This window comes from Allobosea psychrotolerans, assembly GCF_002917105.1.
GTDB classification, from domain to species: Bacteria; Pseudomonadota; Alphaproteobacteria; order Rhizobiales; family Beijerinckiaceae; genus Allobosea; species Allobosea psychrotolerans.
In genome coordinates this window covers 1-23,161 of the sequence record NZ_PQFZ01000028.1, presented here as the reverse complement: position 1 = coordinate 23,161, position 23,161 = coordinate 1, and the positions used below count along the sequence as shown (strand labels likewise).

The 23,161-nt window shown below is 67.0% G+C and carries 20 protein-coding genes; 12 read left to right on the top strand and 8 right to left on the bottom strand.

Annotated elements, in window-relative coordinates:
- The first annotated feature begins 45 nt into the window (after nucleotides 1-45).
- Both CYD53_RS27470 and CYD53_RS27465 read left to right on the top strand, forming a co-directional pair.
- Entirely contained in the window at nucleotides 46-711 is a 666-nt protein-coding gene (locus CYD53_RS27470) for a DUF6875 domain-containing protein (protein ID WP_103721271.1), read from the top strand.
- Nucleotides 711-1,925, top strand: coding sequence for a GNAT family N-acetyltransferase (locus CYD53_RS27465; RefSeq protein ID WP_103721270.1), 1,215 nt, complete (start codon nucleotides 711-713; stop codon nucleotides 1,923-1,925). Before CYD53_RS27470 ends, CYD53_RS27465 begins: the two co-directional genes overlap by 1 nt.
- A 76-nt stretch (nucleotides 1,926-2,001) precedes the next feature.
- On the opposite strand, the gene CYD53_RS27460 is transcribed toward CYD53_RS27465, so the two are convergent.
- The 4 genes from CYD53_RS27460 to CYD53_RS27445 form a co-directional block, all read right to left on the bottom strand.
- On the bottom strand, nucleotides 2,002-2,292 hold the full coding sequence (locus CYD53_RS27460; protein ID WP_103721269.1) for a 4a-hydroxytetrahydrobiopterin dehydratase: 291 nt from the start codon (nucleotides 2,290-2,292) through the stop codon (nucleotides 2,002-2,004).
- A 2-nt stretch (nucleotides 2,293-2,294) separates the two neighbouring features.
- Entirely contained in the window at nucleotides 2,295-2,873 is a 579-nt protein-coding gene (thpR, locus tag CYD53_RS27455) for an RNA 2',3'-cyclic phosphodiesterase (RefSeq protein ID WP_092178282.1), read from the bottom strand.
- Between the two features lie 160 nt (nucleotides 2,874-3,033).
- Complete coding sequence (locus CYD53_RS27450) at nucleotides 3,034-4,089, bottom strand: aldo/keto reductase (protein WP_103721268.1); 1,056 nt, start codon at nucleotides 4,087-4,089, stop codon at nucleotides 3,034-3,036.
- 117 nt (nucleotides 4,090-4,206) lie between these two features.
- Complete coding sequence (locus tag CYD53_RS27445) at nucleotides 4,207-4,812, bottom strand: arylesterase (RefSeq protein ID WP_103721267.1); 606 nt, start codon at nucleotides 4,810-4,812, stop codon at nucleotides 4,207-4,209.
- Nucleotides 4,813-4,965: 153 nt separating this feature from the next.
- On the opposite strand from CYD53_RS27445, the gene CYD53_RS27440 reads away from it, so the two are divergent.
- The 4 genes from CYD53_RS27440 to CYD53_RS27425 all read left to right on the top strand — a co-directional run bounded on the left by CYD53_RS27440 (nucleotide 4,966) and on the right by CYD53_RS27425 (nucleotide 9,874).
- Complete coding sequence (locus CYD53_RS27440) at nucleotides 4,966-5,667, top strand: ABC transporter ATP-binding protein (RefSeq protein WP_103721266.1); 702 nt, start codon at nucleotides 4,966-4,968, stop codon at nucleotides 5,665-5,667.
- A gap of 2 nt (nucleotides 5,668-5,669) precedes the next feature.
- On the top strand, nucleotides 5,670-8,255 hold the full coding sequence (locus CYD53_RS27435; protein WP_103721265.1) for an ABC transporter permease: 2,586 nt from the start codon (nucleotides 5,670-5,672) through the stop codon (nucleotides 8,253-8,255).
- Nucleotides 8,256-8,473: 218 nt separating this feature from the next.
- Nucleotides 8,474-9,250 carry a Bax inhibitor-1/YccA family protein gene (locus CYD53_RS27430; RefSeq protein WP_103721307.1) on the top strand — a complete coding sequence of 259 codons (777 nt, stop codon included), beginning with the start codon at nucleotides 8,474-8,476 and terminating at the stop codon, nucleotides 9,248-9,250.
- Nucleotides 9,251-9,337: 87 nt separating this feature from the next.
- Entirely contained in the window at nucleotides 9,338-9,874 is a 537-nt protein-coding gene (locus tag CYD53_RS27425; protein WP_103721264.1) for a GNAT family N-acetyltransferase, read from the top strand.
- 3 nt (nucleotides 9,875-9,877) lie between these two features.
- Here the strand turns inward: CYD53_RS27425 and CYD53_RS27420 are convergent, their stop codons facing one another.
- Together CYD53_RS27420 and CYD53_RS27415 are read right to left on the bottom strand one after the other, a co-directional pair.
- The gene (locus tag CYD53_RS27420) at nucleotides 9,878-10,246 is read right to left on the bottom strand and encodes a DUF2794 domain-containing protein (RefSeq protein ID WP_092178270.1); all 369 of its coding nucleotides are present in this window, start codon (nucleotides 10,244-10,246) and stop codon (nucleotides 9,878-9,880) included.
- A gap of 387 nt (nucleotides 10,247-10,633) precedes the next feature.
- Entirely contained in the window at nucleotides 10,634-11,251 is a 618-nt protein-coding gene (locus CYD53_RS27415) for a peroxidase-related enzyme (RefSeq protein WP_103721263.1), read from the bottom strand.
- Between the two features lie 152 nt (nucleotides 11,252-11,403).
- Between CYD53_RS27415 and CYD53_RS27410 the strand changes: the two genes are divergently transcribed.
- Both CYD53_RS27410 and CYD53_RS27405 read left to right on the top strand, forming a co-directional pair.
- Complete coding sequence (locus tag CYD53_RS27410; protein WP_103721262.1) at nucleotides 11,404-16,251, top strand: NAD-glutamate dehydrogenase; 4,848 nt, start codon at nucleotides 11,404-11,406, stop codon at nucleotides 16,249-16,251.
- Between the two features lie 12 nt (nucleotides 16,252-16,263).
- Nucleotides 16,264-16,467: a Trm112 family protein gene (locus tag CYD53_RS27405; RefSeq protein WP_092178252.1), complete on the top strand. Its 204-nt coding sequence runs from the start codon at nucleotides 16,264-16,266 to the stop codon at nucleotides 16,465-16,467.
- Between the two features lie 143 nt (nucleotides 16,468-16,610).
- Here the strand turns inward: CYD53_RS27405 and CYD53_RS27400 are convergent, their stop codons facing one another.
- Together CYD53_RS27400 and CYD53_RS27395 are read right to left on the bottom strand one after the other, a co-directional pair.
- Nucleotides 16,611-17,159 (bottom strand): peroxiredoxin, encoded by a 549-nt coding sequence (locus CYD53_RS27400; RefSeq protein WP_103721261.1) that lies wholly within the window; start codon nucleotides 17,157-17,159, stop codon nucleotides 16,611-16,613.
- Nucleotides 17,160-17,247: 88 nt separating this feature from the next.
- Nucleotides 17,248-18,498 (bottom strand): ubiquinone biosynthesis hydroxylase, encoded by a 1,251-nt coding sequence (locus tag CYD53_RS27395; RefSeq protein WP_103721260.1) that lies wholly within the window; start codon nucleotides 18,496-18,498, stop codon nucleotides 17,248-17,250.
- Nucleotides 18,499-18,616: 118 nt separating this feature from the next.
- Between CYD53_RS27395 and tesB the strand changes: the two genes are divergently transcribed.
- The 4 genes from tesB to CYD53_RS27375 all read left to right on the top strand — a co-directional run.
- The gene (gene tesB / locus CYD53_RS27390; protein WP_103721259.1) at nucleotides 18,617-19,483 is read left to right on the top strand and encodes an acyl-CoA thioesterase II; all 867 of its coding nucleotides are present in this window, start codon (nucleotides 18,617-18,619) and stop codon (nucleotides 19,481-19,483) included.
- Nucleotides 19,484-19,722: 239 nt separating this feature from the next.
- Nucleotides 19,723-20,061 carry a P-II family nitrogen regulator gene (locus tag CYD53_RS27385; RefSeq protein WP_092178245.1) on the top strand — a complete coding sequence of 113 codons (339 nt, stop codon included), beginning with the start codon at nucleotides 19,723-19,725 and terminating at the stop codon, nucleotides 20,059-20,061.
- A 28-nt stretch (nucleotides 20,062-20,089) separates the two neighbouring features.
- On the top strand, nucleotides 20,090-21,568 hold the full coding sequence (locus tag CYD53_RS27380; RefSeq protein WP_103721258.1) for an ammonium transporter: 1,479 nt from the start codon (nucleotides 20,090-20,092) through the stop codon (nucleotides 21,566-21,568).
- 191 nt (nucleotides 21,569-21,759) lie between these two features.
- A partial coding sequence (locus CYD53_RS27375; RefSeq protein WP_146056020.1) for a DNA translocase FtsK occupies nucleotides 21,760-23,161 on the top strand: 1,402 nt, incomplete at its 3' end.

Here is a 23,161-nt window from a genome sequence, read left to right as displayed (position 1 = left end):
CGTGTACCCGTTAAACCCGCCCCGACATCAAAGCCGGGCAGGGCCATGCATCAGACCATCAGCGCGGCCGACACTCCAATGTCGGTTGTTCCAACGGCGCGTCCTCTTCTGACATTGCCCGAAGCGCGCTCCCGCTGCGCAGGCCAAACCGGAACAGCGCTGTCGATCCTGCTCGGCTGGGTCGAGAGCTATCTGATGAGCGCTCATGCCGATCTCGGCCGCTCCGGCGCGGTCTGCCCCTTCACCCGCCAGGCCGCCAAGCTCGACACGGTGCGCCTCAGCATCAGCGATGCCGCGCCTGAGGACGAAGAGGCGGTCTTCATGCTGCTTCGCGACGGTTTCGGGGCGCTGAATGCGATTCCCGCCAAGCCGGCGATGGCGCATTTCCGCACCGTGATCATCGGCTTTCCCGCCTGCGCCGCGCCCGACGGCATCGCGATGCTCAAGCGCGTCCAGAAGCGGCACAGATTCCATGCGCTCACCCGCAACCGCATGATCGGGCTGATGTATGCCGATTCCGACGCGCCGGGACTGTGGAACCCCGAATTTCGGCCGTTGCGCGCGCCTTTGCCGGTGCTCGCCATCCGCCATATGGTCGAGCAGGATGCCCCCTTCGCAGCCCGCCACCCGCTCCTGCTGGCGCCCTATCTCCTGCGCTTCCCGCTGGCAGGCGTAAAACGATTGATCTCGCATGTCCGGACCGGCGTCTGATGGCCGTTCTGACCGCGCTGCGTACCAAATGCATCGAGCCGCCTGCGTCGGGCACGGCTGCCCCGACCACGCGCGACGGCGCGCCCGCCATCGACATCGTCAGCGGGTATGACGGCTTCCTGGCGCTGCAGCCCGAATGGGATGCACTCTTCGCCCGCGCCGCTTTGCCGCAGCAGGTCTTCCAGAGCCATGTCTTCCTGCGCCATTGGGTGCGGCACTACCTCGAAGCCGGCTGCCGCCTCAGCATCGTCACGGCCAGGCACGGAGGCCGGCTCGTCATGGTCTGGCCGCTGATCGCCCAACGCCGCTTGGGTATGACCATCCTGCGCTTCATGGGCGTACCGGTCGCGCAGTTCGGCGATGTGCTGGTCGAGCGTACCGGCCATGAGATCGAGCTGTTGCAGGCCGGCTGGGCGGCGGTCCGCGGGCTGCGCGCCGACCTGTTCGAATTGCGCAAGCTGCGCACCGATGCCGCCCTTGCCCACGCCGGGATGCCGGCCGATGCGATCCTGCTTGAGCAGCGCGAGGCGCCCTTCGCCGATCTCGACCTGCGCGTCGGCCGGGACGGCCCCAGCGCCGTCTACGCTGCGCGCGAGCGCTCGAACCATCGCAGGCGCCTGCGCCGTTTGAGCGAGCGCGGCGATATCTCCTTTGCAACGCTGGACCCGGGTCCGCAGGCCGCAGCGCTCGCCGCCGAGGCGATCGCGATGAAGCAGGTGGCGCTGACCCGCCACGGCATCGTCGCCCCGACCGTCGCCGATCCGCGCTTCGCCGCCTTCTTCCACGATCTCGCCGGCGACGCCGAGGGCGGCTCGCCACTCCGGATCGCAGTGATTCGCTGCGACGACCAGGCAATCGGCATCGACCTTGCGCTCGACTGCAAGCAGGTGAGCTTCGGCCATGTCATCGCGACCCATCCCGACCATGAGCGAGGCGGCGTCGGCGGCATCCTGGTGCATCGCAGCTTCGCCGCCGCCAAGGCGCGCGGCAACACGCTGTTTGATCTGCTGGCCCCGGCCGACGCCTACAAGCTCGAGCATGCCGACGGGCTGACCATGGTGAGCGATTCGATGCTGCCGCTGTCCTGGCGGGGCCACCTGGTCTGCCGCCTCGGGCTGCGCCATCTGCGCCCGGCGCTGCGGGCCGCCGTCCGCAACCTGCCGGAGCCGGTCACCCGCCGCCTCGCCGTCTGGTCGAACACCAGCAAGGGCTGAGAATGGGACCCTGGCGTCAGGGCATTTTCGAGCGAAGCGGATACCGGTTCGCGTGAAGGAAACGCGTCAAAAAAATCTAGCCCGCCAGCGTGTCCATGGCGCGGGCGAGCTTGACGTCGAGCTCGGTCAGGCCGCCGGCGTCATGCGTCGCCAGCGTGACCTCGACGGTCTTGTAGACATTCGACCATTCCGGATGATGGTCCATCTTCTCAGCCAGCAGCGCGACGCGCGTCATCCAGCCGAAGGCCTCGTTGAAATCGCGGAAGATGAAGCGCTTCGTGATCGCCTCGCGCCCCTCGACGAGCCGCCAGCCGGTCAAGGTCACCAGCGCCTCGTTGCGGGCCTCCGCGCCTAATCGCTTCGGCATCGTCATCTCCGCTGGAAACCGGTCTGGGACAGCCGGTTGGGATAGGCAGGTCCAAGCGGATAGGCCGCTTCCAGCACATAAGGACCGCCGCCGACCGAATCGCGCGACGACATCAGCGCCAGCCGCCTGGTCGTGAAGCTGATCGGCCGGACGATCGGGTGCTGGCTGAGATAATGCGCGACATCGACCGGGGAGGCGTCCCGCAGCCGCGCCAGGGTAACGTGCGGCACGAATTTGCGCGCCTCCGGCGGCAGGCCGAGCCGGCGCATCAATCGCTCGATGTCGGCCTGGAGTTCGCTCAACTTCTGGCTCGGCTGGACCCTGGCAAAGACCGCACGCGGCTTGTCGCCGCCGAAGCTGCCGAGCGAATCGAGCGTGACCTGGAAGGGATAGGACTGCAGATCGGCCAGAAAGCTGTCGACGTCATTGGCCATGCGGCGATCGATGTCGCCGAGGAAGCGCAAGGTGATGTGATAATCGGCCGGCTCGATCCAGCGCGCGCCAACCAGCCCGCCCCGATGCAGCGTGAGCACCGAGGCAACCTCGGCGGGTATTTCCAGAGCTGTGAACAGCCTCGGCATGACGAATCAGTGCCAGTTTTTTGTGACTCTGGCGAGACGAAAAGCCGGGCAGGCACCGTCTTCGTCCACAAGACAGAGTTGCTCACCCGTCATGCTCGGGCAAGACCCGAGCATCCCTGGCGGGAGATTCCCGGGGCAAGCCCGGGAAAGACGTCAACCATCAAGGGCAGGGGTTGCCGACGAGCTGGTGGATCGCGTCGATCCTGGCCTCGAGCTCGGGCGAGAGCGTCACGCCGATCGAGGCGATGTCGGTCTTCAACTGATCCATCTTGGTGGCGCCGATGATGTTGGCCGTCACGAAGGAGCGCGAATTGACGAAGGCCAGCGCCATCTGCGCCGGATCGAGCCCTGCCTCGCGGGCAAGCGCGACATAGCGCCTGATCGCATCCTCCGCGCCCGCCGTCTCATAGCGCTGCGCCCGATTGAACAGGGTGGTGCGGGCTCCGGCCGGTCGCGCGCCGTCGAGATATTTACCGGTGAGGAAACCCTGGGCAAGCGGCGAATAGGCGAGCAAACCGACATCCTCGCGGATGGCGACCTCGGCCAGCGCCGTCTCGAAGGTGCGATTCAGCAGGCTGTAGGCGTTCTGGATCGACTGGACCCTCGGGCCGCCGCGCGTTTCCGAATCGCGCAGGAAGCTCATCGTGCCCCAGGCGCTCTCATTGGAGAGGCCGAGATGGCGGATCTTGCCGGCCTTGATGACCTCGGCGAAGGCGTCGAGCTGCTCGGCGATCGGCGTTTCGTCGGCCGGCTTTTCGAAGGCCGCCTTGCTGAAGCGCGTCGGGTTCGAGCCCCAGGGCATCGGCCGCTCGGGAAAATGGATCTGGTAGAGGTCGATATAGTCGGTCTGTAGCCGCGCCAGGCTCTTGTCGACGGCCTCGAAGATCTGCTTGCGGGTGACGCGCGTCGGGCCCTTGTCGTCGCGCAGCCAGTCGCTGGTGCCGCGCCCGACGACCTTGGAGGCGAGGATCACCTTGTCGCGATTGCCCCTGGCCTTGAACCAGTTGCCGATGATCCGCTCGGTCGACCCTTGCGTCTCCGCCTTTGGCGGGATCGAGTACATCTCGGCCGTGTCGAAGAAATTCACGCCCTGGTCGAGAGCGTAGTCCATCTGTTCATGGCCTTCGGCCTGCGTGTTCTGCTCGCCATAGGTCATGGTTCCAAGGCAGATCACCGAGACCTTGAGATCGGTGCGCCCGAGACGACGGTATTCCATGGCGGTGCAACTCCGAGAAAAGACCGGCGAGCAGATGCGCGCCGCGAGGAAGGCAAAACGGAAAAGGCGGGCAAGACGAAATAGGAGGGAAAGCGATTTTCGGGCCGAGAACCGCGTTCAGGACTTGGCGGGCAGCGTCGCGAGGAAGCGCTCGACCGTCGGCAGGATGCGCTGGACGATGACGCGGACGCCCTCTGGTGTGGGATGAAGCAGATCGGCCTGGTTCAGCGCGCGGTCGCCCGCGATGCCGTCCAGGAAAAACGGGTAAAGCACCAGTCCATGCGCCTGCGCAAGCCGCGGGAACAGGGCGTCGAAACGGCTGGTGTATTCCGTGCCGAGATTGCGCGGCGCATATATGCCCGCCAGCAGCACGGCGATGTTGCGCGCCTTCAAGCGCGTGATGATCGCATCCAGCGCCTTCTCGGTGATCGCGGGGTCGATGCCGCGCAGCGCATCATTGGCGCCGAGCTCGAGGATGACGGCATCGGTGCCGTCGGGAACCGACCAGTCCAACCGCTCCAGCCCGCCCGAGGCGGTATCACCGGAGACGCCTGCATTGCTGATCTCGACCTGAACCCCCTTCTCGCGCAGCGCTTGCTCCAGCACGGCGGGAAAGGCGGCGCTGGCGGGCAGGCCGTAGCCGGCAGACAGGCTGTCCCCGAACGCGACGAGCTTGAGCGGGCGGGGCGATGTCTGGGCCATGGTCGCGACCGGAAGCAGCATGAAACAGAACAGAAAAACCGCGGCGAGCGATTGGACAAGCGCATGGGCGCGCCCATATCGCCCCGGAACGGGGTGCGCTGCGGTACCGCCCCACTCGCTCCATGATGCGGTGCGAGAGGGTCTGATGGAACGCGAAGTCAGGATCATGTCACGATGAGCGAAAAGCCCGCCCCGGCGATCGAATTGCAGGATGTCCACCTTAGTCTGGGGCGTGCGGCTGCCCGCGTCCATATCCTGAAGGGTGTTTCTTTGTCGCTGCCCTCGGGCGAGGCGACGGGGCTCGTCGGTCCCTCCGGTTCCGGCAAGTCCACGCTCCTCATGACCATGGCCGGACTGGAGCGCCCCGATTCCGGCATCGTCAAGGTCGCGGGCCAGGACCTCGGCAGCCTGAACGAGGACGGCCTTGCCCTGTTCCGCGGCAAGCGCATCGGCATCGTCTTCCAGTCCTTCCATCTCGTCCCGACCATGACCGCGCGTGAAAATGTCGCGCTGCCGCTGGAACTGGCCGGCGCGAACGACGCCTTCGGCCGCGCCGAGGCGGAACTGCGCAATGTCGGCCTCGGCGATCGCATGGACCACTATCCGGCCCAGCTCTCGGGCGGCGAGCAGCAGCGCGTCGCGATCGCGCGTGCGGTCGCGCCCGATCCGGCGATCCTCGTCGCAGACGAGCCGACCGGCAATCTCGACGAAAACACCGGCCGTTCGATCGTCGACCTGATCTTCGCGCTCCGGCGCGAGCGCGGCGCGACGCTGGTCCTGGTCACGCATGACCTGTCGCTCGCAGCGCTTTGCGACAGGACGGTCCGCCTGCGCGCCGGGCGCATCGAGGCCGATGCCGATCTGGCGGTCGCCTGATCATGCACGCAATCGTGAAGCCGGAAGCCCAGCCCCCCTCCCACGCCGCAGGCATTGCCCTGGCGCTGCGGCTCGCCTGGCGCGATCTGCGCGGCGGCCTGCGCGGCTTCGGCGTCTTCATCGCCTGCCTCGCGCTCGGCGTGATGGCGATCGCAGCGGTGGCCTCGGCTTCGCGCGGCCTGACCGAGGGCCTCTCGCGGGAAGGACGGCGCATCCTCGGCGGCGACGCCGCCTTCAGCCTGATCCATCGCGAGGCGAGCCCGCAGGAGCTGGCCTTCCTCACCTCCCATGGCGCCGTCTCCACCATCGCCACCATGCGCGGCATGGCCAATGCCGGCGAGAAAGGCGCAGCCCTGGTCGAGATCAAGGCGGTCGATGCGGGCTATCCCAGCATCGGCACGGTCACGACCGAACCGGCAGCGCCGCTCGCGGATCTCCTCGCCGAGCGCGGCGGCGTCTTCGGCGCCGTCGCCGATCCCGTCCTGCTCGGGCGTCTCGACCTGAAGCCCGGCGACATCATCTCCGTCGGCGCAGCCAAACTGCAGCTTCGCGCCAATCTCGTCTCCGAGCCCGACAAGATCGCAGCCGGCGTCGGCTTCGGCCCGCGCCTGCTGACGACGCAAGCCGCCCTGCGCGCCACCGGCCTGCTCCAGCCCGGCAGCCTGGTGCGCTGGACCTATCGCGTCATCCTGCCCGCCGCCGCCTCCAACGAAGCCGCACTCGACGCGCTGATCGCAGCCGCCGGCACGCAGCAGCGCGAAGCGGGCTGGGAGATCCGCTCGCGCTCCAACGCCAATCCGGGCTTCCAGCGCAATCTCGAGCGCTTCACCCAGTTCCTGACGCTGGTCGGGCTGACCGCCCTGCTCGTCGGCGGCGTCGGCGTGGCCAATGCGGTGCGTCGCTTCGTCGAGGCCAAGAAGCTCGATTTCGCCACGATGAAGGCGATCGGCGCGACCGGCGGGCGCGTCGTCGCGATCCACCTGACCGAGGTCATGCTGGTCGCGGCCCTTGGCACCGCGATCGGCCTCGCCCTCGGCGCCGCCGCGCCTTTCGCGCTGGGCTATGCGCTCCAGGACATCCTGCCGCTGCCCTTCGAGCCGACCCTGGCGCCGGGCGAACTCGGCGTCGCGGCGCTCTACGGCATGCTGACGGCGCTGGTTTTCGCGATTCTGCCGCTCGGCCGCGCCCATGACGTGCCGGTCTCGGCGCTGTTCCGCGACCAGATCGAGCCGGATGCGCGCCGCCCGCGCCCAGTCTACATGGCAATCTTCGCCCTGGCGCTGGCGGGGCTCGTCGGCGTCGCGCTCGTCTTCGCCTATGACCAGCGCATCGCGCTGATCTACCTCGCCGTGATGGCCGGCATCTTCCTGCTGCTGCGCGCGGTTTCATGGGGTCTGATGGCGCTGGCGCGCGCCCTGCCGCGACCGCGCAATCCGAGCCTACGCATGGCGCTCGCCAACAGCCACCGTCCCGGCGCATTGACGCCTTCGCTCGTGCTCTCGCTGGGGCTGGGCGTCGCCCTGCTTTCGGCGCTGGCCTTCATCAATGTCAGCCTGACGCGCCAGCTCACCCAGGCGCTGCCGGAAACAGCCCCGAGCTTCTTCTTCCTCGATATTCCCAATGCCGAATCGGCGCGCTTCGACGCCTTTCTCGCCGAACAGCGGCCGGGCGCGGTGATCGAACGCGTGCCGATGATGCGCGGGCGCATCGTCAGCGTAAACGGGGTCAGGGCCGAGGACGTCAAGGCGACCGAGCAATCCGCCTGGGTGCTCGACGGCGACCGCGGCATCACCTACGCCGCAGCCCTGCCGGAAGGCTCGAAGCTCGCCGCCGGCGAGTGGTGGCCGGCGGACTACAAGGGCGAACCGCTCGTCTCCTTCGACGCGCCGATCGCGGCAGGAATCGGCCTCAAGGTCGGTGATACGCTCACCGTCAACGTGCTTGGCCGCAACATCACCGCCCGCGTCGCCAATCTGCGCGCGGTCGAATGGCGCTCGCTCGGCATCAATTTCGTGATGCTGTTCTCGCCCAACACTTTCGCCGGCGCCCCCCACACCAATCTCGCGACGATCGCGCCCACCACCAATGCGAGCAGCGCCGACGATGCGAGCCTGCTGCGCAAGCTCGCCGTCGCCTTTCCCTCGGTGACGGCCGTGCGGGTGAAGGACGCGCTGGAAGCGGTCAGCGCCATCGTCGGCCAGCTCGCCACCGCGATCCGGGGCGCATCGGGCCTCGCCATCGCCGCCAGCCTGCTGGTTCTGGGCGGCGCGCTCGCAGCCGGACAGCACGCGCGGCTCTATGACGCAATGATCCTGAAGACGCTGGGCGCGACAAGGCGCTTTATACTTTCGTCGTACGCCCTTGAGTACGCTGCGATCGGCCTCGTTTCGGCGCTGTTCGGCGTTCTCGCGGGCGCTCTGGCGGGTTGGGGCGTCGTCACGCAAGTGATGAAGATCGCATTCGTCAGTGATCCGACCGGCGCTCTACTGGCTGCGACTGCGGCTGTCGGGGTTACCGTCCTGTTCGGGCTTGTCGGAACGCTGCAGATACTATCGAAAGCGCCGGCTTCTCATCTGCGGAATTTGTGATGACTATCTACTTCCGGCTAACGATAGACATGAAACGGCCGCTGCATTGCATCATCCGCGCGCCACGTTTCTATGCGGACGCGCCCCTTAACCATGACGACCCCTTGTAAGCGCGGCCAATCCCCCTCATATTCGCGACATCGCCATGATTGTCGGCGATGATGGGTTTCGCGGAGGCGATATCCGTCTCCGGAATCAACGTCAGGGGAACTCGCTCGATGAGCAACTTCGACCGCAATGCTCCAGTCTGGGGTGCCGGCCGCGCACAGCAGACCAGCGCCGTCGAGATGGATCAGGGCCTGCGCTCGTTCATGCTCGGCGTCTACAACAACATGTCGATCGGTCTGGCCATCACCGGCCTCGCCGCGATCGGCATTTCCATGCTGGCGATCGCCGGCGTCTCGCCGACCGGCAAGGTCACGGCGCTGACGGCGTTCGGCCAGGCGCTTTATCTCAGCCCGCTGAAATGGGTCGTGATGCTGGCGCCGCTCGCTTTCATCATGTTCTTCTCGTTCAAGGCCGAAAGCATGAGCGCCGCTACCGCGCGCACCATGTTCTTCGCCTTCGCGGCGGTGATGGGCGTCTCGATGTCCTCGATCTTCGTCGTCTTCACCGGCGAGTCGATCACCAAGGTGTTCTTCATCACGGCTGCGGCCTTCGGGGCGCTGAGCCTTGCCGGCTACACCACGAAGAAGTCGCTCTCGGGCATGGGCTCGTTCCTGATCATGGGCCTGATCGGCCTGATCATCGCCTCGGTGGTGAACATCTTCCTGGCCTCGAGCGGGCTGTCCTTCGCCATCTCGGCAATCGGCGTGCTGGTCTTCGCCGGCCTGACCGCCTGGGATACGCAGCGCCTGAAGGAGATGTATCTCTACTCCGACCTGGATTCGGAATCGGCTGCGAAGCTCTCGGTGAACGGCGCTCTGTCGCTCTACCTGAACTTCATCAACATGTTCCAGATGCTGCTCTCGCTCTTCGGCAACCGCAGCGAATGACCTGATCGCCCCGATATGCGGGTGCATCGAGCCCCGGCCGCAAGGCCGGGGCTTTTCTTTTGGGCCGCCGCCCGGTCATCATCGGTCATGACCACGCTCTCGATCCGCCCGGGCCTTGCCGCCGACATTCCCGCCATTGCGGCGATCTACGCCCATGCCGTCCTGCACGGCACGGCCTCCTGGGAGGTCGAGCCCCCGGACGAGGCCGAGATGCTGCGCCGCCAGGAGGCGATCCTGGCCGGAGGCTACCCCTATCTCGTCGCGGAGCGCGACGGGGCGCTGCTCGGCTATGCCTATGCCGGGGCCTACCGCCCGCGCCCCGCCTATCGCGCAACCGTCGAGAATTCGATCTATATCGCCCCGGCCGCGCAAGGCTCCGGCGTCGGCGCCGCCTTGCTGGCAGCCCTGATCGAGGCCTGCACCGCACGCGGCTTCCGGCAGATGATTGCGGTGATCGGCGACGGCACCGGCGCCTCCGTCGGCTCGCGCCGCCTGCATGAGCGCGCGGGCTTCCGGCTCATCGGCGTGGCCGAGAAGGTCGGCTACAAACACGGCCGTTGGCTCGACCAGATGCTGATGCAGAAGGAGCTGGGCGAGGCCGACAGGGCGCCGCCTTCGCTGTGAGCCTCAGCTCACCACGCTCAGGCGCTTGTCGACCACCCGCAGCACGCGGCCGAGATCGGGGCCGCGCTTGAGCACGAGCCCCGTCGCCGCCACGACGGAATAGGCGCCCTGCCGCTTGGCCAGTGCCGGGTCCTTGACGATGCGATAAAGCGGTACCTCGGAAGAACGGCGATAGACCGAGAACTGTGCCTTGTCCTTCAGGAAATCGATCGCATAGTCGCGCCATTCGCCCAATGCGACCATTCGGCCGTAGAGGTTCAGCAATTCCGCGAGTTCGCGTCGGTCGAAGGTGACGGTGGGGGTTTTGGCCGGGCTGGGGAAGGCAATGACCCCGCCGGCCTGCTGCGATTGCGGCGTTTCGCTTTCGCTCATTGCGCCTCCCGATCGGCGACCGCCGGGTCGCCACGCTGTTTGGCAGCCGATGATGCGCCTGCGATGCTGCGCTGGCAAGGTTTCCCGCCGACGGGGCATCCAAAGCCATCACGGCTTCGTCAGCTTCGCCGCATTTTCGCCCGAAACGGGACAAGCGGCGGCCAAACTAGCCGGTTCAACTGAACATGTTGCCTCGACGGCCCGGCCTGCCGATCTTCGGATTTGTCAGCCCCCCAGCCCCCCGGAGTTCGGACGGGCCGGGCCAATCGGTTCGAGGCTACCTCACGGCCGGCGGTCCCCGCTGGCCGTTTTCTTTTGCCGCTTGTTTCCGCGATTGACTGCATCGGCTCGCCCCGAAAACCGGTTCCCACTTTCCGGGCCGGTGCTTTAGCGGGCCTGGCCGTGATATTCGGCATTGGGCCGCATATCGACGGCCGAAGCCATGCGATTCGACATGTTGAAGAAGGCCGCGACCGCGCCGACATCCCAGATGTCGCGCTCGCTGAGCCCTGCCTTGCGCAACCCTTCGCGATCGGCCTCGCCGATCAGATGCGGCGTTTCCGTCAGCTTGACCGCGAAATCGAGCATGGCGCGATGCCGCACCGAGAGCTCGGCTGCGCGGTAGTTCATCACCATCAATTCGCCCAGCACCGGATCACCCGAAAGCTGCCGCACCGCCGCTCCATGCGCGGTGAGGCAGTAATAGCAGCGGTTCACGCTGGAGACGACGACCGCAATCATCTCCCGCTCCAGCTTCGACAGGCCCGACGGCGCCAGCATCAGGTCGTTGTAGAACGTCGCAAAAGCGCTCAGCTTGGCGTCGTCATGAGCATAGGACACAAGCACGTTCGGCACGAAGCCGAGCTTCTCCAGGCATTTATCGAAATAGGCCTGATTCTCGGCCGAAAGCGTGCCGGGCGGCAGCGACAGCGCCATCACCGGAGGTGGCGAATCCTGCTGCGCCGGAGCCTCGCCCACCTTCGGTTTGTCATGCTTGGTCGCCATGGTTCCTCCTGTCACGTCGCTTGTGCCCGGACTTCGACAGGATCGGTCGAGTCGGGGTCCGATTTGGCCTTGCCGCGACCTCAGTCGCGGCGAAAGTTGAAAGGCCGCGCAGCCTATGTCATCGCTGCGGCAAAAGAACAGGGGGGATACGCATGGCTAAGCGGGTAACGAATGCGACGGCTGCGGCCATCGCGGCGATCGAGGCTGTCGCCTCCCAGACCGGTAGCGCCCTCCCCCCAGAGTTCGTCCGGCTGCTCTTCGGCCGCGTCGTCGCCGAGGATCTCGACGCCCTGCCGCCGGCCATGCTCGCCCGCACCGCTGTCGCCGCCTATGGCCATCTGACCGCGGCCCGTACGCCTGGAGCCATCAATCTGCGCTTCTACGACGAGAGTTTCGACAGCGAAGGCCGCGAGCGCCAGCTGACGATTCTCGAGGTCGTCAACGACAACAAGCCCTTCCTGCTCGATTCGACCCTGGCCGAACTCGCCGAACAGGGTTTCGAGCCGCGCCTCGTCGCCCACCCCATCCTGGCGGTCGCGCGTGATGCGGACGGCAAATTCCTCGAGCTCGCCGGCGAAGCCGCCGGCCGCGCGCCGGAAGGCACCCGCCGCGAAAGCCTGATCCATATCCATCTCGACCGCATCGATACGCCCGAGGCGCGCGAGCGCCTGCGCAGCGCGCTCGATCGCGTCTATGGCGATGTCGGCCTGGCCGTCGACGATTGGGCCGCGATGCGCGGGCGAATCACCGAGGTGATCCAGGCCTACCGCGCCAATCCGCCACCCCTGCCCGAGGACGAAGTCAGCGAGGCGCTGCAATTCCTCGAATGGATCGCCGGCGACAATTTCACCCTGCTCGGGATCCGCGCCTATCGCTTCCCGGGCGGCGATGCCGCCGCAGACCCGATCGAGGGGTCGGGCCTGGGGATTCTGCGCGACCCCTCTGTCCGGGTCTTGCGCAAGAACCGCGAAATGGTGGTGACCACACCCGAAATCCGCGCCTTCCTGGCCAAACCCCAGGCGCTGATCATCACCAAGGCCAACGTCAAGAGCCGGGTGCACCGGCGCGTCCATCTCGACTATGTCGGGGTCAAACTCTTCACCTCCGACGGCCGGCTCGACGGCGAATTGCGCATCGTCGGCCTGCTCACCTCCAATGCTTATACCGGCAGCGCTCGCGCGATTCCCTATCTGCGCCTCAAGGTCGCCCGCGTCGCCCGCAATATCGGCTTCGATCCGGCGAGCTATTCTGGCCGGGCCCTGATGAACGTGCTCGACGCCTTCCCGCGCGACGAGCTGTTCCAGATCGACTCCGTGACCCTGGAGAGCTTCGCGCTCGACATCCTGCAACTGACCGAACGGCCGCGGATCCGGGCGCTGGCCCGTCTCGACGAGTTCGATCGCTTCGTCTCGATCCTCGTCTTCATCCCCAAGGATCGCTACGACACGACCGTGCGCCGCCGTGTCGGCGAATTTCTCGCCCGCATCTATGAAGGCCGCATCTCGGCGGCCTATCCGGCCTATCCGGAAGGTCCGCTCGCCCGCACGCACTACATCATTGGCCGCGACGAGGGCAAAACCCCCAAGGTCGATCGCGCCACCCTCGAACGCGGCATCAGCGCGATCGTGCGAACCTGGGGCGACGGCCTCAAGGATGTGCTCGACCGGCAGAGGGCAGGGCCGGCCGCCCGTGCACTCGTCGAGCGCTATGCCGAGGCATTCGGCGCCGCCTATCGCGAGCGCTTCGAGGCGCAGGATGCGCTCGCCGACATCGACATCCTGCAGAAGCTGACCCCGGACCGGGGCCGCGCGGTCAATCTCTACCGCCGCGAGGGCGACCCGGTGACGCGCGCCAATCTCAAGGTGTTCTCGCGCGGCGCGGCGATCTCCCTCTCGGCCCGCGTGCCGGTGCTGGAGAATATGGGCTTCCGCGTCGTCAACGAGCGCACCTACAACATCATGCCGCAGCCGGCCGCGAGCGAAGGCTCGGAGGCCGCCCGTGTCTGGCTGCACGACATGACGCTGGAGCGCGTCGACGACGGCGCGATCGACGTCGAACAGCTCGACCCGACCATCGAGGCGGCGCTGATGGCGCAGTTCCGGGGCCTGGCCGAATCCGACCGCTTCGACCAGCTCGTCCTGGTCGCGGGGCTGGCCTGGCGCGAGGCGGCGCTGCTGCGCTCGCTCGGGCGCTATCTGCGCCAGGTCGGCGCACCCTATGCGCAGGACTATATCGCGGATGCGCTGACCCGCCATGCCGGCATCGCATCCAGCCTCGTCGCGCTCTTCCTCGCGAAATTCGACCCGCGCATCGATGCGAAGCAACGCGAGGCCCGTGTCGCCGCCGAGCGCGAACGCATCGAGACCGCGCTGAACGACGTCACCAGTCTCGACGAGGACCGCATCCTGCGTCGCCTCGTCAACCTGATCGATGCCGGCCTGCGCACGAATTTCTTCCAGATCGGCCCGGACGGACACCCGCGCAGCACGATCTCGATCAAATACGAATGCGCCAAGCTCGATTCGCTGCCGCTGCCACGCCCGCTCTACGAGATCTTCGTCTATTCGCCACGTGTCGAGGGTGTGCATCTGCGCTTCGGCAAGGTCGCGCGCGGCGGCCTGCGCTGGTCCGACCGACCACAGGATTTCCGTACCGAGGTGCTCGGTCTGGTCAAGGCGCAGCAGGTCAAGAACGCCGTCATCGTGCCTGTCGGCGCCAAGGGCGGTTTCGTGCCCAAGCAGCTTCCCGCCCCTTCCGACAGGCAGGCCTGGCTGGCGGAGGGCACCGAGAGCTACCGCATCTTCGTGCGCACCCTGCTCGAGCTGACGGATAATCTCGACGGCGAGACCGTGATCCCGCCCGCCGACACCGTGCGCCATGACGGCGACGACCCCTATCTCGTCGTCGCCGCCGACAAGGGCACCGCGACCTTCTCCGACACCGCCAACGCGCTTTCGCTGGAGAAGCACCACTGGCTCGGCGACGCCTTCGCCTCGGGCGGCAGCCAGGGCTACGACCACAAGAAGATGGGCATCACGGCGCGCGGCGCCTGGGAGGCGGTGAAACGCCATTTCCGTGAGATCGACATCGACATCCAGACCACGCCCTTCACCGTCGCGGGCGTCGGCGACATGTCTGGCGATGTCTTCGGCAACGGCATGCTGCTCTCGCCGGCGATCAAGCTGGTCGCCGCCTTCGACCATCGCGACATCTTCCTCGATCCCGATCCGGATCCGGCAAAGACCCTGGCCGAGCGCCAGCGCCTGTTCGATCTGCCGCGCTCCTCCTGGGCCGACTATGACAAATCGCTGATCTCGCCCGGCGGCGGCGTCTACTCGCGGCAGGCCAAGAGCATTCCACTCTCGCCGGCGATGCAGGCGCTGCTCGATCTGCCCAAGGCCGAGGTCACGCCGCCCGAACTGATGACGGCGATCCTGAAGGCACGGGTCGACCTGCTCTGGTTCGGCGGCATCGGCACCTATATCCGCGCCGCCGACGAGAGCGATGCGCAGGTCGGCGACCGCGCCAATGACGCGATCCGCATCACCGGCGCCGATGTCCGGGCGCGCGCCATCGGCGAGGGCGCCAATCTTGGCGCGACCCAGCGCGGACGCATCGAGGCGGCGCGCAAGGGCGTCAAGCTCAACACCGACGCGATCGACAACTCGGCCGGCGTCAACACCTCCGACGTCGAGGTCAACATCAAGGTCGCCCTCGCCGGGCCGGTCAAGGACGGTCGCCTCGCCGAGGATGACCGCAACGCGCTCCTGGCCGAGATGACCGACGAGGTCGGCCTGCTGGTGCTGCGCAACAACTATCTGCAGACCTTGGCGCTCTCCCTCACCGAAGCGCAGGGACAGGCCGCGACCCCGGGCCTGCGACGCCTGATGCAGGCGCTGGAGGCCGAAGGCCGTCTCGACCGCAGCGTCGAATATCTGCCGAGCGACGCAACCATCGCCGAGCGCGAGAAACGCGGCGAGGGCCTGACGCGGCCGGAGCTTTCGGTGCTGCTCGCTTATGCCAAGCTCGCCCTGCACGACGCGCTTCTGGCCTCTCCGGTGCCCGACGACCTCTATCTGAACAGCGAACTGGTCCGTTATTTCCCGAAAGCGCTGCGCGACGGCTACGCGCCCGAAATCGCCGGCCACAAGCTGCGCCGCGAGATCGTCGCGACGCAGCTCGCCAACGCCATCGTCAATCGCGGCGGCCCCGCGATCGTGACCACGCTCGCCGACCAGACCCGCGCCGAGGCTCCGGCCATTGCCGCCGCCTATGCGATCGCGCGTGATTCCTTCGATCTGATCGCGCTCAACGCATCGATCGACGCGCTCGACGCGAAAGTGCCGGGCAAGACCCAGCTCGGGCTCTACGCCGCCGCGCAGGAGCTGGTGACCGACCGGATGAGCTGGTTCCTGCGCCGGGGCGTGGCCAAGCCCGGCGCGATCGAGCAGACGGTGGCGCGCTATGCCAAGGGCGTGACCGCGCTCGCGGCCGAACTCGAGACCCTGCTGCCGGAGGCCGCCGCCCAGGCCCGGATCGCCCGGATTGCGGTGCTGACGTCGGAAGGCGTGCCCGAGGTGCTCGCGGCCCGGATCGCCAGCCTGCCGGCGCTCGCCCAGGCGACCGATATCGTCGATATCGCGGAGCGCACGGGACGCGCCATCGCCGAGGTGGCGCGGATTCATTTCGGAGTCGATTCGGTCTTCGGCCTGTCGAATCTGGAGGGCGCCGCCACAGCCGTGCCCGCGACCGACGATTACGAGCGTCTCGCTCGCGAGCGCGCCGTCGAAACCCTGGTCGATGCCCATGCCGGCCTGACCCAGGAGATCGCGGGCGGGGCCAACGGCGCCGGCACCCTCGACGCCTGGCTCGACACGCGCGGCGCGGATGCCGAACGCACCCGCAGCACGGTCTCGGCCATTGCCATGTCGGGCCTCTCCCTGCCAAAGCTGATGGTCGCGGCCGGCATGCTTGCCGATCTGCCCAACAAACACAGTTGAACGAGACCCCGCATGACCGAGACCGGACCGGAACCGACCGCGACCCGCATCGACCCGAAGCTGCTTGAGATCCTGGTTTGCCCGGTGACCAAGACGACGCTCGAATATGATGCGGCCAAGCAGGAGCTGATCAGCCGCGCCGCCAAGCTCGCCTATCCGATCCGCGACGGCATTCCGATCATGCTGCCGGAAGAGGCAAGGCAATTGGAGGGCTAGAAGCGTTTTCGAGCGAAGTGGATACCGGTTCGCGTGAAGAAAACGCGCTAAAACAATGATCTGGAGCAATTGAACGATCCAACCGGATCGGACATTGCTCCAGAGGCCGGTCGTCCCTACGCGGTTGCAGGCGCGAGATCCCCTTACAGAGGGTTGGCCTCCAGCCAGTCAATCACCTGCGCCGCGCTCTGCTCGGGCTGGCTGACCGGGTAGAATACGGCTTCGACCGCTCCCTCCCGCACGATCAGCGTCAGGCGCTGGATCAGCCGCATGCCCCCGGCCTCAAAAGTCGGCAGGCCCAACGCCTCGGTCAACGCGAATTGCGCGTCGCTCAGCACGGCGAAAGGCAGATGCAGCCGCGCCGCCATCTCCTGCTGATAGGCTGTCGACTGCGTGCTCAGCCCGAACACCGCCGCCCCGAGCGCCGCGAGCTCCGCATGGTGATCGCGGAAGGTGCAGGCCTGTGGCGTGCAGCCTTTCGCGCCGGGGATCACATCCCATCCAGCCGGGGAGGGCTGCCCCGGCTCGCTGGTGCGGGGATAGCCGTAGATGACCGTGCGCGGAGATGCCAAGGCTGAAAGATCGACGCTGCCGCCTTGCGTCGAGGCCAGGCGGATCGGCGGCAGGGCCAGCCCCTTCAGGCGGTGGCACAAGGTATCGTCCAGAACGGGCATGACAGCCGCTTGATTCATGGGATGGTCTCGCTGGAACAGGATGATGTGAGACGAGACGCCTCGGTCCTGGCTCGAAGCCGCGGGTCCGGGATGACGCCATGCGCCGCTAAAGCGCCTCGCCCCGCAACAGCCGCGGCGTCGCGCCGGCGAGCCCCGCCGCCTCGCGAATGAAGAAGCGCTTCAGCCCGGGCAATCGGTCGACCAGACCCAGGCCGAGATCGCGCACGAGCCTCACCGGGGTGACGTCGTTCGAGAACAAACGGTTCAGCCCGTCCGTGACCGCCCCCATCGCCACCGTGTCGAAGCGGCGCGCACGCTCATAGCCCTCGAGCACCTCGGCACTGCCGGGATCGAGCCCGAGCCGGGCTGCGTCGACGATCGCCTCGGCCAGGGCCGCGACGTCCTTCAGCCCGAGATTGAGCCCCTGCCCGGCAATCGGGTGGATGACATGGGCCGCGTCCCCAAGCAGGGCCAGCCGCTCCCCGACGAAGCGTCGCGCCACGCCGAAACCGAGCGGATGCGCGCTGATCGCGCTCTCCAGCGTGATCTCGCCGAGTTCCAGTCCAAAACGCCGCTCGATCTCGGCCAGCAGATCGGCCATGTCGAGCGAGAGCAGCGCCGGCACATTCTCCGCGGCTTCAGTCCAGACGATCGAGGAGCGATGGCCAAGCCTGCCTCCATCGGTGAGCGGCAGGATGGCGAAGGGCCCCGACGGCAGGAAATGCTCGACGGCGCGGCCGTGATGCGGCCGCTCGTGACCCAGCGTCGCCACCAGCCCGGTTTGCCGATAGGACCAGCCGACCCAGCCGATGCCGGCCTGCTCGCGCAGCTTCGAGCGCGCCCCGTCTGCCGCAACGAGCAAAGCCGCCTGGAGCCGCTCGCCGCCCGCGAATCGGAGCTCGACCTCGTCATCCCCGCTCTCGAAACGGCGCACGCTTTCACGGCGCAATACCACGCCCGCCGCGCCGCAGGCGTCGAGAAGTGCGCTCAACAGCGCCGCATTCTCGACCATATGAGCGAAGGCCTGCCCGGGTTCGACCTCGCCATCGAACGTCAGGAAGACCGGGCGCACCACATCCGGGTTGCGGCTGTCGGTGACGACCATCTCGGTCATCGGCTGGGCGGTTGCCGCGACCTTCTGCCAGATTCCCAGCGCCTCCAGCATGTTCTGCGCTGCGGCGGCAACCGCATAGGCGCGGCTGTCGGCGCGTGGGCCCTGGCTCTGCGACGGATCGGCCAGCACGATTTCGAAGCCTGCGCCGAGCGCCTGCTTCAGCGCCAGCGCCAGCGACAATCCGGCGATCCCGCCGCCCGCGATTACGATCCGGTTGCGGGCCAGGCCCAGTCCAGACGCCATTGCAACCCACTCCCCGCCCGACGGCTCTGCAGAAGGCGCGCCGGCTTGACGACGCGCGATGCGTCGGTGCTGATGCAGCATAAACTGCGATCGCGCCCGCCCGAAGAGCCTTCAGACCATGTCACAGATCAGCGACTCCCTGTTGTCGATTCTCGACCTTGAGCCGCTCGAACGCAATCTGTTCCGGGGTCGCAGCCCCAAGGTCGGCTGGCAGCGCGTCTTCGGCGGTCAGGTGATCGGCCAGGCGCTCTACGCCGCCTGCAAGACGGTGGAGGACCGCCAGCCGCACTCGCTGCACGCCTATTTCTTGCTCCCGGGCGACCCCGAGATTCCGATCGTCTACGAGGTCGACCGGCTGCGCGACGGCCGCTCCTTCACCACGCGGCGCGTGCTGGCGATCCAGAAGGGCGAGGCGATCTTCGCCATGTCCGCCTCCTTCCATGCCGCGGAGGAGGGTTTCGAGCACCAGATGCCGATGCCCGACGTGCCGATGCCGGAGGATCTGCCCGACCGCGAGACCATGAAGCGCAGCGTGCTGCCGCATATGCCCGACGCCGTGCGGGCCTACTACCAGCGCGAAAGGCCAATCGAGATCAGGCCGGTCGAATTGGCGCGCTATGCCAGCGGCGGCAAGATGGAGCCGAAATTCAACGTCTGGATCAAGGCGATGCAGCCCTTGCCCGACGAACCGGCGATCCACCAGAGCGTCCTCGCCTATGCCTCTGACCTGATGCTGCTCGATTCGAGTCTGATCGCGCATGGCAGGAACGTTTTCGACAAGCAGATCCAGGGCGCCAGCCTCGACCATGCGCTCTGGTTCCACCGGCCCTTCCGCGCCGACGAGTGGCTCCTCTATGCCCAGGACAGTCCCTCGACCTCGGGTGCGCGCGGCTTTTCACGCGGCCTCATCTTCAACCGGGACGGCAAGCTGGTCGCTTCGGTTGCACAGGAAGGACTGATTCGTCCGAGGCCGGACATGGCATGAGCGCTTTCTGAGCATCAGCCCAATAAATCATCATTTGCATATTTATTGATCAGGCTTGGCGACCTCATCGCCGGCGCATTCGCTGATTCGCGAATTCAACCCCCGGTGTGACCGCGGGGCAGTTGGCACGCGCCTTGAATTGGCGGTTCCCGACGTGCGCCGAAACTCTCACAGGTGCGCGAGGCGCAACAAGATCGCCGGGGCTGACTTCCGGGCGGCGTAAACGGGGAAACCCTGCAATGAAGATCGTGATGGCTATCATCAAGCCGTTCAAGCTGGAGGAGGTGCGCGACGGGCTCACCGCCATCGGCGTGCACGGCCTGACCGTGACCGAGGTGAAGGGCTATGGCCGCCAGAAGGGCCACACGGAAATCTACCGTGGCGCCGAATACGCGGTGAGCTTCCTGCCGAAGATCAAGATCGAGGTCGCCGTGTCCGACGAGCTCGTCGGCAAGGTGATCGACGCGATCACCGCCGCCGCGCGCACCGGCCAGATCGGTGACGGCAAGATCTTCGTTTCGTCGATCGAGAAAGCCGTGCGCATCCGCACCGGCGAAACCGACGGCGACGCCCTCTGAGCCAGCGATCCTTCAGGAGTTTCCAACGATGAATTTCAAGACCCTCAGCCGGGCCGGACTTGTCGGGCTGGCGCTCGCGGCGGCCGCTGGCACCGCGCTCGCGCAGGCTCCGGCCACCCCTCCCGCGCCCGTTCCCAACAAGGGCGACGTCGCCTTCATGATGAGCTCGACGGTCCTCGTCCTGCTCATGACCATTCCCGGCCTCGCGCTGTTCTATGGCGGTCTCGTCCGCAGTAAGAACATGCTCTCCGTGCTGACGCAGGTCTTCGCGATCGTCTGCATCGTCTGCCTGCTCTGGGTGTTCTACGGCTACTCGCTCGCCTTCACCAATGGCGGCAGCCTGAACGACTATGTCGGCGGCTTCTCCAAGGCCTTCCTGAAGGGCATCGATCCGAACTCGACGGCCGCGACCTTCTCCAACGGCGTCGTCATTCCGGAATATGTCTATATCTGCTTCCAGATGACCTTTGCCTGCATCACGCCGGCCCTCATCGTCGGCGCCTTCGCCGAGCGCATGAAGTTCTCGGCGCTGCTGCTCTTCAGCGTGCTCTGGGCCACCTTCATCTATTTCCCGATGGCCCATATGGTCTGGTACTGGGGCGGCCCCGACGTTGTCGGCACCGCCGCCAAGGCGCTGGCTGACGCCGGGGCAGACGGCAAGGTTGCGGCCCAGGCCGCGCTCGACGCCGTCAACGCCGATGCCGGCATGCTCTTCAAATGGGGCGCGCTCGACTTCGCCGGCGGCACCGTCGTGCACATCAATGCCGGCATTGCGGGCCTGGTCGGCTGCCTGCTGCTCGGCAAGCGCATCGGCTACGGCAAGGAGCTGATGGCTCCCCACTCGCTCACCATGACGCTGATCGGCGGCGCCCTGCTCTGGGTCGGCTGGTTCGGCTTCAACGCCGGCTCCAACCTGGAAGCCAACGGCACCGCCGCGCTCGCCATGGTCAACACCTTCGTCGCCACGGCGGCGGCGGCAGTCGGCTGGCTCTTCGTGGAATGGGCCGTCAAGGGCAAGCCCTCGATGCTCGGCATGGTCTCGGGTGCGGTCGCGGGCCTTGTCGCGGTCACCCCCGCCGCCGGCTTTGCCGGCCCGATGGGTTCGATCATTCTGGGCCTTGTCGCCGGCGTCGTCTGCTTCGTCTTCTGCTCCACCGTCAAGAACGCGCTGGGCTATGACGACTCGCTCGACGTCTTCGGCATCCACTGCGTCGGCGGCATCATCGGCGCCCTGGCGACCGGCATCCTGGTGAACGTCGATCTCGGCGGCGTCGGTATCCCGGACTACTCCTCGAAGCCCGGTGAGCTTGCCGTCGGCGCCTATGTGCTGGGCGATGCCTTCCTGGCGCAGGCCAAGGCCGTGCTGTTCACGCTGGTGTTCAGCGGCGTCGGCTCGCTGATCCTCTACAAGATCGTCGACGTCATCGTCGGCCTGCGCGTCGCCCCCGATCAGGAGCGCGAAGGCCTTGACATCGCCGAGCATGGCGAGCGCGCCTACCACGACTGAGCGGCTCTCGCCTCGACGTCTCACGTGAAACAACCCCGGCGGGAAACCGCCGGGGCTTTTTGTTGCGACGGCGCATGTGCCCAGCCGCGTACCGCCGCCCGTGCAAGGTTAAGCGGGTCTTAACCTCACCTTCCTAACGTGACCGGACAGGCCCGACTCTGGCGGCCGGAAGCCCGAAGCACGACACCAGCATGCGCACGATCCGACGTTCCTCCTCGCTGATGGACCGCCTGCCCGATCCGGTGCGGGAGTTCCTGTCGCGGCGCGCGGCGGAGCTCGTCGGGCTCGGCCTGCTCGCCCTGACATCGGCGATCGCGATCGCGCTCGCGACCTGGTCGGTCGACGACCCCAGCATCAACAACGCCACCAGCGGTGCCGTCAGGAACTGGCTCGGCCGTCCCGGTGCCATGGTCGCCGATCTGTTGATGCAATTGATCGGGCTCGGCGTCATCGCCCTGCTGTTCCCGCCGGTGATCTGGGCGCTGCGGCTGGTGCGTTTCCATCTGTTCGATCGCGGCGCGCTCAAGCTCGGCCTCTGGGTCGTCGGCATCGTCGCCACCGGCGCGGTCGCCAGCGCGCTACCCGCCACGCCGCGCTGGCCGCTGCCGACCGGCATGGGCGGCGTCATCGGCGACGGCCTGCTGTTCGGCACCCGTAACCTCGTTGGCATCGCCGGCAATGCGCTGAGCGGCCTCGTCGGTTTCCTCTATGCCGGCATCTCGATCCTTGCGATCACGGCCGCGGCCGGCTTCGGCTTCGTCACCGACGAGGATCCGATCGCCGAGAACGAGGATGAGGACGAATCCTGGAGCGAGAGCGAGGACCGTCGCGACGACGAACCCGGCATCGCGGTCATCCTGATCGGCTGGCTCGCCCATGGCGCGATGTCGCTCAGGGGCATGATCCTGCGCCGTCTGCCGCAGGCGCCTGAGCCACTGGTCAATACAGGCCCGGCCGCCTCGGCCCCCGTGCCCGGCCGCGTCCGCCGCGAGCCGCAATTCGGCGAGGCTGCACCGCGTGCCGCGAACCCGCCTTTCGCGCCCGAGCCCCTGCCCGTTTCGCGCCCGCCGCGGCCCGTTGCGCTCGGCCTGCCCGAGGACGACGACGAGCCGCAGGATCTGCGCGATCTCAACGCACCGCGCGTCACCGCGCCTGCGGTCGCGCCCAAGCCGGGAAAGCGCATGCAGCGCGAGGCCCAGCCCTCGCTGCTCGACCGCGACCAGTTCGAACTGCCGCCGCTGACCTATCTGTCGGAACCCAAGAAACTGCCCGCCAACGCGATCTCGACCGACGCGCTGGAGCAGAATGCCACCTTGCTCGAAGGCGTGCTCGAGGATTTCGGCGTACGCGGCGAGATCACCCAGGTTCGCCCCGGCCCTGTGGTGACGCTTTACGAGCTGGAGCCTGCGCCGGGCACCAAATCCTCGCGGGTCATTTCGCTGGCCGACGACATCGCCCGCTCGATGAGCGCGATCGCAGCCCGCGTCGCCGTGATTCCGGGCAAGAACGCCATCGGCATCGAACTGCCCAATGCCAAGCGCGAGACCGTCTTCCTGCGCGAATTGCTGGCGAGCCAGGATTTCGAGAGCTCCA

Excerpts from the sequence above, each read along its gene's own strand:
- CYD53_RS27410 (WP_103721262.1), top strand. The coding sequence starts at position 11,404 with ATGGCTAAGCGGGTAACGAATGCGACGGCTGCGGCCATCGCGGCGATC.
- CYD53_RS27445 (WP_103721267.1), bottom strand. The coding sequence starts at position 4,812 with ATGCTGCTTCCGGTCGCGACCATGGCCCAGACATCGCCCCGCCCGCTC.
- CYD53_RS27450 (WP_103721268.1), bottom strand. The coding sequence starts at position 4,089 with ATGGAATACCGTCGTCTCGGGCGCACCGATCTCAAGGTCTCGGTGATC.
- CYD53_RS27465 (WP_103721270.1), top strand. The coding sequence starts at position 711 with ATGGCCGTTCTGACCGCGCTGCGTACCAAATGCATCGAGCCGCCTGCG.
- CYD53_RS27380 (WP_103721258.1), top strand. The coding sequence starts at position 20,090 with ATGAATTTCAAGACCCTCAGCCGGGCCGGACTTGTCGGGCTGGCGCTC.
- CYD53_RS27430 (WP_103721307.1), top strand. The coding sequence starts at position 8,474 with ATGAGCAACTTCGACCGCAATGCTCCAGTCTGGGGTGCCGGCCGCGCA.
- CYD53_RS27415 (WP_103721263.1), bottom strand. The coding sequence starts at position 11,251 with ATGGCGACCAAGCATGACAAACCGAAGGTGGGCGAGGCTCCGGCGCAG.
- CYD53_RS27400 (WP_103721261.1), bottom strand. The coding sequence starts at position 17,159 with ATGAATCAAGCGGCTGTCATGCCCGTTCTGGACGATACCTTGTGCCAC.
- CYD53_RS27425 (WP_103721264.1), top strand. The coding sequence starts at position 9,338 with ATGACCACGCTCTCGATCCGCCCGGGCCTTGCCGCCGACATTCCCGCC.
- CYD53_RS27385 (WP_092178245.1), top strand. The coding sequence starts at position 19,723 with ATGAAGATCGTGATGGCTATCATCAAGCCGTTCAAGCTGGAGGAGGTG.
- CYD53_RS27460 (WP_103721269.1), bottom strand. The coding sequence starts at position 2,292 with ATGCCGAAGCGATTAGGCGCGGAGGCCCGCAACGAGGCGCTGGTGACC.
- CYD53_RS27435 (WP_103721265.1), top strand. The coding sequence starts at position 5,670 with ATGCACGCAATCGTGAAGCCGGAAGCCCAGCCCCCCTCCCACGCCGCA.
- CYD53_RS27470 (WP_103721271.1), top strand. The coding sequence starts at position 46 with ATGCATCAGACCATCAGCGCGGCCGACACTCCAATGTCGGTTGTTCCA.
- thpR (WP_092178282.1), bottom strand. The coding sequence starts at position 2,873 with ATGCCGAGGCTGTTCACAGCTCTGGAAATACCCGCCGAGGTTGCCTCG.
- CYD53_RS27395 (WP_103721260.1), bottom strand. The coding sequence starts at position 18,498 with ATGGCGTCTGGACTGGGCCTGGCCCGCAACCGGATCGTAATCGCGGGC.
- tesB (WP_103721259.1), top strand. The coding sequence starts at position 18,617 with ATGTCACAGATCAGCGACTCCCTGTTGTCGATTCTCGACCTTGAGCCG.
- CYD53_RS27420 (WP_092178270.1), bottom strand. The coding sequence starts at position 10,246 with ATGAGCGAAAGCGAAACGCCGCAATCGCAGCAGGCCGGCGGGGTCATT.
- CYD53_RS27405 (WP_092178252.1), top strand. The coding sequence starts at position 16,264 with ATGACCGAGACCGGACCGGAACCGACCGCGACCCGCATCGACCCGAAG.
- CYD53_RS27440 (WP_103721266.1), top strand. The coding sequence starts at position 4,966 with ATGAGCGAAAAGCCCGCCCCGGCGATCGAATTGCAGGATGTCCACCTT.